This window comes from Sporichthyaceae bacterium (genome assembly GCA_036493475.1).
Classification (GTDB): domain Bacteria; phylum Actinomycetota; class Actinomycetes; order Sporichthyales; family Sporichthyaceae; genus DASQPJ01.
On record DASXPS010000125.1, the window covers coordinates 1 to 11,123 of the forward strand.

General features: G+C 69.4%; 9 protein-coding genes. All 9 read right to left on the bottom strand.

Translation table 11 applies throughout. From position 1 onward, the window contains the following. On the bottom strand, positions 1-1,276 hold a 1,276-nt coding region (locus VGJ14_13530), incomplete at its 3' end, for a ribonuclease J (protein HEY2833442.1). Continuing rightward, positions 1,273-2,178 carry a 4-hydroxy-tetrahydrodipicolinate synthase gene (gene dapA / locus VGJ14_13535; GenBank protein HEY2833443.1) on the bottom strand — a complete coding sequence of 302 codons (906 nt, stop codon included), beginning with the start codon at positions 2,176-2,178 and terminating at the stop codon, positions 1,273-1,275. The genes dapA and VGJ14_13530, both read right to left, overlap by 4 nt. A 21-nt stretch (positions 2,179-2,199) precedes the next feature. Further along, a complete protein-coding gene (gene thyX, locus VGJ14_13540) occupies positions 2,200-2,922 on the bottom strand; it encodes an FAD-dependent thymidylate synthase (GenBank protein HEY2833444.1) in 723 nt (240 codons plus the stop codon). Positions 2,923-3,038: 116 nt separating this feature from the next. Beyond that, positions 3,039-4,595, bottom strand: a complete 1,557-nt coding sequence (locus tag VGJ14_13545; protein ID HEY2833445.1) for a choice-of-anchor P family protein — start codon at positions 4,593-4,595, stop codon at positions 3,039-3,041. Between the two features lie 191 nt (positions 4,596-4,786). Beyond that, the gene (gene dapB, locus VGJ14_13550; protein HEY2833446.1) at positions 4,787-5,542 is read right to left on the bottom strand and encodes a 4-hydroxy-tetrahydrodipicolinate reductase; all 756 of its coding nucleotides are present in this window, start codon (positions 5,540-5,542) and stop codon (positions 4,787-4,789) included. Positions 5,543-5,633: 91 nt separating this feature from the next. Then, a complete protein-coding gene (locus VGJ14_13555) occupies positions 5,634-6,983 on the bottom strand; it encodes a pitrilysin family protein (GenBank protein HEY2833447.1) in 1,350 nt (449 codons plus the stop codon). Further along, positions 6,980-9,190, bottom strand: coding sequence for a polyribonucleotide nucleotidyltransferase (locus VGJ14_13560; protein ID HEY2833448.1), 2,211 nt, complete (start codon positions 9,188-9,190; stop codon positions 6,980-6,982). Before VGJ14_13560 ends, VGJ14_13555 begins: the two co-directional genes overlap by 4 nt. Positions 9,191-9,376: 186 nt before the next feature. Next, on the bottom strand, positions 9,377-9,646 hold the full coding sequence (rpsO, locus tag VGJ14_13565) for a 30S ribosomal protein S15 (protein HEY2833449.1): 270 nt from the start codon (positions 9,644-9,646) through the stop codon (positions 9,377-9,379). Between the two features lie 480 nt (positions 9,647-10,126). Continuing rightward, complete coding sequence (locus VGJ14_13570; protein HEY2833450.1) at positions 10,127-11,068, bottom strand: bifunctional riboflavin kinase/FAD synthetase; 942 nt, start codon at positions 11,066-11,068, stop codon at positions 10,127-10,129. Positions 11,069-11,123 lie beyond the last annotated feature (55 nt).

The following is an 11,123-nucleotide window of genomic DNA, read 5'->3' on the forward strand; positions in this document are numbered from 1 at the left end:
CGGCCATCACGACGCGCTCGCGCGGCACCCCGGTGAGCATCGCCAACTCGGCGTTGGCCCGCAGGTGTCGCGGTTCGCCGTGGATCGGCATCACGTTGCGCGGCTTGACCAGGTTGTAGCAGTAGATGAGCTCGCCCGCCGAGGCGTGCCCGGACACGTGCACCATCGCGTTGGACTTGTGCACCACGTGCGCGCCGAGCCGGGTCAGCCCGTTGACCACCCGGAACACATCGTTCTCGTTGCCCGGGATCAGCGAGGACGCCAGGATCACGGTGTCGTCGGTGACGATGCTGATCGCGTGATCCCGGTTGGCCATCCGGGAAAGCGCGGACATCGGCTCACCCTGCGAGCCGGTGGACAGCAGCACCACCTGATCGGGCATCAGATCATCGATCGCCTTGATGTCCACCATCAGCCCCGGCGGCACGTGCAGGAAGCCCAGGTCCCGCGCCACCCCCATGTTGCGCACCATGGAGCGCCCCACCATGGCCACCTTGCGACCGTGCGCGGCGGCAGCGTCCAGCACCTGCTGCACCCGGTGCACGTGCGAGGCGAAACAGGCCACGATGATGCGCCGCTGAGCGCGCCGGAACACCTTGTCCAACGCCGGGGCGATGTCGCGTTCGTTGGGGATGAAGCCGGGCACCTCGGCGTTGGTGGAGTCGACCAGGAACAGGTCCACACCCTCGGCGCCCAGCCGCGCGAAGCCCGGCAGGTCGGTCAGCCGACCGTCCAACGGCAGCTGGTCCATCTTGAAGTCACCCGTGTGCAGCACCAGCCCGGCCGGGGTGCGGATGGCCAGCGCCAACGCGTCCGGGATGGAGTGGTTGACCGCGAGGAACTCGCACTCGAACGACCCGAGACGCTCGGTGTCCCCCTCGGTCACCTGCAACGTGTAGGGCTTGATGCGGTGCTCGGCCAGCTTGGCCTCCAGCAGCGCGAGGGTGAGCTTGGAGCCGATCAACGGGATGTCGGGCTTGCGGCGCAGCAGGTACGGCACGCCACCGATGTGGTCCTCATGCGCGTGGGTCAGCACGATCGCGTCGATGTCGTCCAGGCGGTCCGCGACGTAGCTGAAGTCCGGCAGCACCAGGTCCACGCCGGGCTGGTGCGCCTCCGGGAACAACACCCCGCAGTCGACGATCAGCAATCGGCCGGCGTGCTCGAACACGGTCATGTTGCGACCGATCTCGCCCAGCCCGCCCAACGGCACGATGCGGAGCCCACCGGCCGGTAGCGGCGGCGGCGGACCCAGTTCCGGATGTGGATGGCTCATGCGAGAGCGACGCCCCCGGCGACCAGATCGGTCTTCAGCGTCTCGATCTGGGCGGCGGTGGCGTTGACCAGCGGCAGCCGGACCGGACCACCGGGTCGACCCTGCAGGGCGAGCGCGGCCTTGGCCAGGATCACGCCCTGGGTGCGGAAGATGCCCTCGTAGACCGGCAGCAGGTCCCGGTGGATGGCGGCGGCGTGGGCCACGTCGCCGGCCACGTAGGAATCGACCAGGTCGCGCAGCTGCGGTGCGACCACGTGCCCGACCACGCTGACGAAGCCGACCGCACCGATGGACAGCAGCGGCAGGTTGAACAGGTCGCTGCCCGAGTAGTACGCCAGGTCGGTGGCGGCCATCACCTGGCTAGCGGCGGCCAGGTCGTCCTTGGCGTCCTTCACCGCGACGATGCGCTCGTGCTGGGCGAGCCGGATCAGCGTCTCGGTGGCGATCGGCACCCCGGAACGGGCGGGGATGTCGTAGAGCAGGACCGGCAACCCGGTGGCGTCGGCCACCGTGCGGAAGTGCTCGTAGAGACCCGACTGCGGTGGCTTGCTGTAGTACGGGGTGACCACCAGCAGCCCGTGCGCCCCGGCCTTCTCGGCCTGCCGGGCCAGCTCGCAGGTGTGCCGGGTGTCGTTGGTGCCGACGCCGGCCACGATCGCCGCCCGGTCCCCCACCGCCTCCAGCACGGCCCGGACCAGCCGTTCCTTCTCAGCGTCGGAGGTGGTTGGCGACTCACCGGTGGTGCCGTTGAGCACCAGGCCGTCGTGCCCGGCGTCGATCAGCTGCTCGGCCAGATTGGCGGCGCCGTCGGTGTCCAACTCACCGTCAGCGTCGAACGGGGTCACCATCGCGGTGAGCACCCGGCCGAAGGGGGTCGCGGGGCTCATGGTCGGGCCAGTCATGTTCGAAGTATCCCGCACAAGTTATGGCGCGACGCGCCCATTGCCGTCGAATGCGGATTGGGTCAGCGGCATCAGCTCTGCCCAGCACCGCTCCATCTCCTCGGCCACCATCTCGATCTCCCGCTGCGGGAACGACGGGAACGTGGAGTCCTCACGCTTGGTGCGCAGCGACAGGAAGTTCATCAGGGCCCGCGCGTTCATGGTCACGTACATCGAGGAGTACGTGGTCACCGGAAGCACGATGCGGGCCACCTCGCGGGCGACGCCGGCGGCGAGCATCTCCTGGTAGGCCGCATACGCGTGCCGACAGGACTCCTCGGTGGCCCGCACCACGAGTTCGTGCTGCTCCGGGGTGCCGTCCACGAACGTGTAGGCGCCCGGCTTGCCCTCCTGCCGCAACTTCCGCTCCGGACCCGGCACGTAGAAGACCGGACGTAATTCTCTGTAACGCGCCGACTCCTCGTTGTAACTGGCAATTCGGTGCCGCATGAACTCGCGGAACACGAAGATCGGCGCCTCGACGAAAAACGTCATCGAGTTGTGCTCGAACGGGCTGCCGTGCCGATCCCGCATCAGATACCGGATCAGTCCGGCGCTGCGGGACGCGTCCGCATCCACGTCCTCGCGGGACTGCTCACCCTTGGTGGACACCCGCGCCGCGAACAGCACATCCGCGTCGGAGGCGTTTGCCTTGACCAGTTCGACGGTCATCGCGCTGCGGAACTCGATGGTCTGCTCATCCATCTCGACACCTGCCGCTTGCACCGTGGTCACCGGTTCCCGCCTCCCGTGGCTCTACCTGTCGCCGAACAGCATGACGGCCGGGTCCGACAGAGTCGGAGCCGGCCGTCACCGAGTGCTCAGCCCAGGTGGTGACGCCCGCGGCGCCGGACGGCGTACACCGCCGCGGAACCGGCCATCAGCAGCGCCAGGCCGCTCGCGGCGAGGTCACGGGAGACCTTGCTGTCGCCACCGGTCTTCGGCAGGTTGTGGTGCTTGGCGAGCAGCTCCGCTCCGGTGCAGTCCACCTGGCTGACGATCACGTCGACGCCCACCAGGCCGGCGACGTCATCCGAGGCCTGGGGGGTGACCTTCGGGGCCGAGGCCCGCTCGGCCACGCTCAGGTCGGCGCCGTCGCCCTTGTCGTGCGCGAAGTACTTGGCCCGGGTCTCCTCGCGCGTGGTGGCCGCCTTGGCGTCGGCCGCCTGCTTGGCCTCGCGGTTGGCGGTCACGGTGCGCTCGGTGGTCTGCGCGCGCTGCGCGGCCGCCGCGGAATCCGCCGCGGTCTGCTGGTTCTGCGCGCTCGCCTGCTGCGTGGCGGCCGCCTGCTGGGCGTCCTGCGCCTGCTCAGCGGTCTTCGCACCCCGCTCTGCCCGCTCGTCCATCGCCTGGTCCCGGGTGGCGGTGGCATCGGTCTGCGTCGCGGACTCGGTGGCCGCGTGCCGGTCGATGGCGGCACCGTCGGCCTTGGTGGTGCCGGTCTGTGCGGTGCTCGCCGACTGCGCGGCGGCCGGGGCGGCCGCGGCGACCGGGGCCTGCGGCGCGGCGTGAGCCGCCGGGGCGGCCTGCTGCACCGGGGCCGCAACCTTGGCGTGCGACGTCTCCCGTGAGCTGTGCTCCGCCTTGGCGGCCGCGCGCACCCGCTTCTCCGCCAGCGCGCCGTGCGTCCCCTCACCGGCGCCATGGGTCTGGGCGAGCAGGGTGTTCAGCGTCTCGCCGGTGGCGTTCTCCACCGCCGTGGTCAGGTGTTCGGCAACCGCGCGCACCTCCGCGATGGCGGAGTTCAGCGCCGTCTGCAGGGCGCTGGGCGCCACCACCAGGTGCACGTGCAGAGCCCGGATCTGCTTGCCACCGTCGGGCAGGTCGCTCTGCTCATCGATGTAGATACCCCCGCTGATCAGCGTCTTCAGCGCGTCCGGGATCTCCACGGCGAAATTGGGGCCCGGGTCCACCGGGATCTTGTTGCCCAACAACGTCAAACCGGCGACCTGCGAATCCCCGCGCACCTCCCGACGATTCGCGGTGCAGTCCGAGTTCAACACCAGCGCGCCGACCAGGTTACCGAGCACGGACAGGCCCGCGGTGTGCGCGTTGGCCGCGAAGATGTTGTCCCGACCGATGCCGGCGCTCTCATCGAGCACCTGCAGGGTGGCGACCTGAGAGAGCTCCTTCGGCAGCTCCAGCACGTTGGCGGCGCCGCCGGTCGGGAACTTGATCGGGTCGGGCAGCACGGTGTCCAGCAGGGTCTGCCCACCGACGCCGAGCTGGACCCGTATCGCGATCGCACCACCCTTGTACTTGGGCACGTCCGGGTCCTTCGAGGCTGCCGCCACCGGCGCCGCCGTGGCCACACCGGCCGCGAGCAGAACCGGGGCGGCGATCATCGCCGCGAGACGTCGCGGTGCTCGAAGACTCATCCGAAAACCTCATGGGTGGGTCGTGCGATCACGGATCGCGGGGGAAGCGGTGCCCGAACCTTATCCGCCGATTACCCCAATTGCGGCGTCGGCTGAGAACAACTCACGGTCGATGTTGAGTCATGTTCCCAACCAGACCGAAACCAGTGTGACTTGTGTGGCGCAAGGGATCTGACGGGACGTCAGGCCGCTCAACCTTCCAGATCGAGGAAGGCTTCCAGGCCCACGGTCAGCCCGGGCGCCCCCGCGGCCAGCCGGCGAATCCCGAGCAGCACCCCGGGCATGAACGAGGACCGGTGCAGGGAGTCGTGACGGATGCTCAACGTCTCCCCCTCGTCGCCGAACAGGACCTCCTGGTGGGCGACCAGACCCCGCAACCGCACCGCATGCACCGGCACCCCGTCGGCGTCCGCGCCGCGCGCGCCGGGCAGCCCGGTTCGGGTGGCATCCGGCATGGCCCCCAGGCCGGCTGCGCTCCGGCTCGCGGCGATGATTTCCGCGGTGCGCCGGGCGGTGCCACTGGGCGCGTCGACCTTGTTCGGGTGGTGAAGTTCGACGATCTCGACGGATTCGAAGAACCGCGCCGCCTGCGCCGCGAAACGCATCATCAACACCGCGCCGATGCCGAAATTCGGCGCGATCAGCGCGCCGACCTCAGGTTTTGCAGCCAGCCAGGTGCGCAGTTGGGCCAGCCGCTCCTCGTCGAAACCGGTGGTGCCGACCACCGCGGAGATGCCGTGGGAGATCAGGTACTCGAGGTTGCCCATAACGACGCCGGGGTGGGTGAAATCGACGGCCACCTGCGCGCCGTTCTCCGCCAACGTCTCGATCCGGTCGTCCTGGTCGACCCGGGCCACCAGTGTCATGTCCTCGGCGCCCTCGACCGCCCGGCAGGTCTCCTCGCCCATCCGCCCGGCCGAGCCCAACACGCCAACCTTGATCGTCACGGCTCCCATCCTGTCGAACCTCATCTGCGTCCGGCGGTTCGGGGCATCAGCGGCCCTTGATAGCCCGAAACCCCGGACGGAGTTGGCGGATTCAGGCGGCGGGGGCGGCGAAGTCGCGGTCGGGGCCGAACGGGCCCACCACGGCCAGCGTTTGCGGGGCGGCCAGGAGGTCCGCGGCCACTGCGCGCACGTCGTCCAGGCTGACCGCATCGATGCGCCGGAGCACCTCGTCGATGGACAGCAGTTCGCCGTAGGCCAGCTCGGATTTGCCCAGCCGCGTCATCCGCTGGCCGGTGTCCTCCAGGCCCAGCACGTAGCCGCCCTTGAGCGAGCCGATGCCGCGGCGCAACTCCTCCGCGGTGATGCCGTCCGCGGCTGCCCGTGCCAACTCGGTCCGGCACACATCGAGCACCTCGTCAACCTTCGCCGGCAGGCAACCCGCGTAGACGCCGAACATGCCGAGTTCGGCGTAGTGCGCGGCGAAGCTGTACACCGAATAGGCCAGACCGCGCTTCTCCCGCACCTCCTGGAACAGCCGCGAGCTCATTCCGCCGCCCAGTGCGCTGTTCAGCACGCCGAGCGCGAACCGGCGGTCGTCGGTGCGGGCCATGCCGGGCACGCCGAGCACCAGGTTGGCCTGCTCGGTGGGTCGCTCGATCACCCGCACCGCGGCGCGGCCGGGCAACCGCTGTGCACCGTGGCGCGGGGCGGCGGGCACGGTGTCGGCCGGGCCGAGCGCGTCCGCAGCGCGGAAGGCCGCGGAGACCGCGCGCACCACCGCACGGTGCGTCAGATTCCCGGCCGCGGCGACCACGATGTTCGGGGCCACGTACCGCCGTCGGTACCACCCGTTGATCGAGGTGCGGGTCAGCGCGTTGATGGAGGCGACGGTGCCCAGGATCGGGCGGCCCAATGGGCTGTCCCCGAACAGCTCCCCGGCGAAGGCCTCCTGCACCGCGTCGGCCGGGTCGTCCTCGTTCATCGCGATCTCCTCGAGGATCACCCCGCGCTCGCCGTCCACGTCGGCGCGGGCAATGAGCGAGGAGGTGACCATGTCGGCGATCACGTCGATGGCCAGGGGCAGGTCGCGGTCCAGCACCCGGGCGTAGTAGCAGGTGTACTCCTTGCTGGTGAACGCGTTCATCTCCCCGCCCACCGCATCCAGCGCGGAGGAGATGGTTAACGCGTCGCGGCGGGCGGTGCCCTTGAACAGCAAATGCTCGAGGTAGTGGGTGGCCCCGGCCAGCCGCGGCGTCTCGTCGCGCGAGCCCACCCCGACCCAGATGCCGAAGGTGGCCGAACGCACCGAGGGCATTTCCTCGGTGATGATGCGCAACCCGCCGGGCAGCACGGTGCGGCGCACCGCGCCGCCGTCCGCGCCGGGCGCCAGCAGCGTCCGGGTGGTGCCCGGACGCTGCTGCCCCAGATCGACGCTCGTCACTCGGCCGGGGCGTCCGCGGCGTCGCCGCCAGACTCCTCGCCCTCGATGACCGGGATCAGTGAGAGCTTGCCGCGTTGGTCGATCTCGGCGATCTCGACGAGCACCTTGGCCCCGACGGCCAGCACGTCCTCGACGTTGTCCACCCGCTTGCCGCCGGACAGCTTGCGCAACTGCGAGATGTGCAGCAGCCCGTCGCGACCCGGCACCAGGGAGACGAACGCACCGAACGTGGTGGTCTTGACCACCGTGCCCAGGTACCGCTCGCCGACCTCCGGCATGGTCGGGTTGGCGATCGCATTGATCGTGTTGCGCGCCGCCTCCGCCGCCGGACCGTTGGTCGCACCGACGTAGATGGTGCCGTCGTCCTCAATGGAGATTTCGGCGCCGGTGTCCGCCTGGATCTGGTTGATGATCTTGCCCTTCGGGCCGATCACCTCGCCGATCTTGTCCACCGGGATCTTGATGGTGATGATGCGCGGCGCGTATTCGCTCATCTCATCCGGACCGTCGATGGCCTCTTGCATGACCCCCAGGATGTGTAACCGGGCCTCCCGGGCCTGGGTCAGCGCACCGGCCAGCACCGAGGCGGGGATCCCGTCCAGCTTGGTGTCCAGCTGTAGGGCGGTGACGAAGTCCTTGGTGCCGGCCACCTTGAAGTCCATGTCGCCGAAGGCGTCCTCGGCGCCGAGGATGTCGGTGAGGGTGACGTACTCCCCGCCCTCGGAAACCAGACCCATCGCGATGCCCGCCACCGGTGCCTTGAGCGGGCAACCGGCGTTGAGCAGCGACAGCGTGGACGCGCACACCGAACCCATCGACGTCGAGCCGTTGGAACTCAGCGCCTCGGAGACCTGACGGATCGCGTACGGGAACTCCTCGCGCTTGGGCAGCACGGGCAGGATCGCCCGCTCGGCCAGCGCGCCGTGCCCGATCTCCCGGCGCTTGGGCGAACCCACGCGGCCGGTCTCCCCGGTGGAGTACGGCGGGAAGTTGTAGTTGTGCATGTAGCGCTTGGTTTTCTCCGGGTTGAGCGTGTCGATCATCTGCTCCATGCGCAGCATGTTCAGCGTGGTGACGCCCAGGATCTGGGTCTCGCCGCGCTCGAACAGCGCCGAGCCGTGCACCCGCGGGATGACCTCGACCTCGGCCTGCAGCTGGCGGATGTCGCGCAGCCCACGACCGTCGATGCGCACCTTGTCCTTGACGATCCGGGCCCGGACGGTTTTCTTGGTGACCGAGCGGAACGCGGCGGACAGCTCCTTCTCCCGGCCCTCGAACTGGGCGGAGAGCTTGGCGATGGTGTCCGCCTTCACCCGGTCCAGTTCGGTCTCGCGCTCCTGCTTGCCGGCGATCGCCATCGCGATGGCCAGCTGTCCGCTGGCCTCGGCAGTGACGGCCTCGAGCACGTCGTCCTGGTAATCCAGGAAGATCGGGAACTCGGCGGTGGGCTTGGCGGCCTTATCGGCCACCTCACGCTGCGCCGCGCACAGGGTGGCGATGAACGGCTTGGCCGCCTCGAGGCCCTGGGCCACCACCTCCTCGGTGGGAGCGGTGGCGCCACCGGCGATCAGCTCGATGGTCTCGGTGGTGGCCTCGGCCTCCACCATCATGATCGCGACGTCACCGTCCTCCAGCACCCGACCGGCGACGACCATGTCGAACACCGCGCGCGCCAATTCGGAGTGCCGCGGGAAGGCGACCCATTGGTCGTCGATCAGCGCCACCCGGACGCCGCCGATCGGCCCGGAGAACGGGATGCCGGACAGCTGGGTGGACATCGACGCGCCGTTGATCGCGACCACGTCGTAGAGGTCGTCGGGGTCCAGCGCGAACACGGTCTCCACGATCTGGATCTCGTTGCGCAGGCCCTTGGCGAAGGTCGGGCGCAGTGGCCGGTCGATAAGTCGGCAGGTCAGGATGGCGTCCTCGGACGGACGGCCCTCCCGACGGAAGAACGAGCCGGGGATGCGCCCGGCGGCGTACATCCGCTCCTCGACATCCACGGTGAGCGGGAAGAAATCCAAGCCCTCGCGGGGGGACTTGGCGACCGTGGTGGCGGACAGAATCATCGTCTGCCCGTCCAGGTAGACCGCGGCGGAACCGGCGGCCTGCTGGGCCAACTTGCCGGTCTCGAAGCGGACGGTGCGGGTGCCGAACGAACCGTTGTCGATCCGGGCTTCGGCGAATGTGATCTCGGGACCCTCCATGGGCGCCCCTCCTTTGTGTTGAGGAGGCGGCCGGGTGCGCGCGACGTTCTCGACCGGTCTTCGATCGAGGCACACGGACTGCGTTTCCGCCCGGGTGCCACTACCGAGGACCGGCAGCGGGATCGCCCCGCGGTGCCGACCGCTCCTGCGGTTGACGCAGTGCTTTTCGGTGTGTGGCCGGGCGTGCTAGCGGCGCAGACCGAGGCGCTCGATCAGCGAGCGGTAGCGCGCGATGTCGGTTCGGGCCAGGTACTGCAGCAGACGCCGGCGACGACCGACCAGCAGCAGCAGGCCGCGGCGGCTGTGGTGGTCGTGCTTGTGCTTCTTCAGGTGTTCGGTGAGGTCGGAGATGCGCTTGGTCAGCAGCGCAACCTGGGCCTCCGGGGAGCCGGTGTCGTTTTCGGACAGGGCGTAGTCGGTCAGGATCGTCTTCTTTTGTGCACTGTCGAGCGGCATGACGGTGACACCAACTCCTTCACAGGATCGTTGCGCGGTGCGCCGGGGCAGGTCCACCCGGGCTCTCTGTCTCCGCGGCCGATTGCACGGCAGCGCTCAGGCTATCAGCGCGTCGGCAGCGTGCCGCCGGCGAGGCACCTTGATGGATCCGCGGTTAATGCCGGACGAAGCCCGGGCATTGCCTGGCAAATTACCCCCAAATGGGGGGTGATAAAGGTCATTAACCGGGCAGAAAGCCGGCGGCCAGAGTGACGCCCCGCCCACGAAGGCCAGAGGGCCCCCTTTCCCCACTTTGTCCGTTCTCTGACCTAGGAGTCCCCATGCACCTCCAGAACATCCTCTTCAACCTCGGCGCCAACCTCACCACCATCACTGGCCAGGTCACCGGCAGCCTGAACAACCTCGTCAACATGCTCTTCGGCTAATCCCAGGGGAGACCGGCCTCCGCGTCCGTGCCACAACCGGACGCGGGGGCCAGGGTCAGGCGGCGCCGCGGGCCAACGCCCGTTGCGCCGCCGCCACGTCCTCGTTCATCTGCGCCACCAGCGCCTCCACGCTGTCGAAGGCCTCCATGCCGCGCAGCCGGGCCACGAATGACACCGTGACCTGTTGGTCGTACAGCTCCAAATCGTCGCGACCGATCACATAGGCCTCCACCCGCCGGCTGAGGTGTTCGGCAAACGTGGGGTTGGTGCCGATGGAGATGGCCGCCGGCATCGGCACACCATCAGCGGCGGTCAACCAGCCCGCGTAGACACCGTCCGCGGGCACCGCCACCTCCGGCGGGCAGGCCAGATTCGCCGTCGGGAAGCCCAGCTCCCGGCCGCGCCGCTCGCCGCTCATCACCGCGCCCGTCACGGTGTGCGGCCGACCCAGGATCTCTGCGGCGCCGGCCACATCGCCCTCGGCGATCAGCTCCCGGACCCGGCTGGAGGACAGCCGGGCCACGCTGTCGGACTGCACGTCGACCGCATCCACCTCGAAGCCCAGCAGTCGACCCATGGCCCGCAGGTTCGGCACGTCCCCGGTGGCGTTGGCGCCGAAGTGGAAGTCCTCCCCCACCACGACCACCGAGGCGCGCAGCGTGTCCACCAACACATACTGCGCAAAGTCCCTGGCGGGTACCGCGGCGATCTCGCGGTTGAACGGGATGATCACCACGGCCTCGACGCCGGCCTCGCCGAGCAGCCGAATGCGTTCCGGCATCGGGGTGATCAGCTTCGGCGCCCGGTCCGGCCGCAGCACCGCCGTTGGGTGCGGGTCGAAAGTGAGCACCACCGGCGTCTGTCCGCGCTCCCGGGCGTGGATCATCAGCCGCGTCAGCAGCATCGCGTGCCCACGGTGCACGCCGTCGAAGTTGCCCGAGGCGACCACGCAGGGTCCGAACGTGGACGGCACGTTCTGCAGCCGCCAGACCTGCACTCCGCCTCCTGTGGCTCGCCCGGTCATCGTACGGGGGCGGGATTGGGCCCCCGGT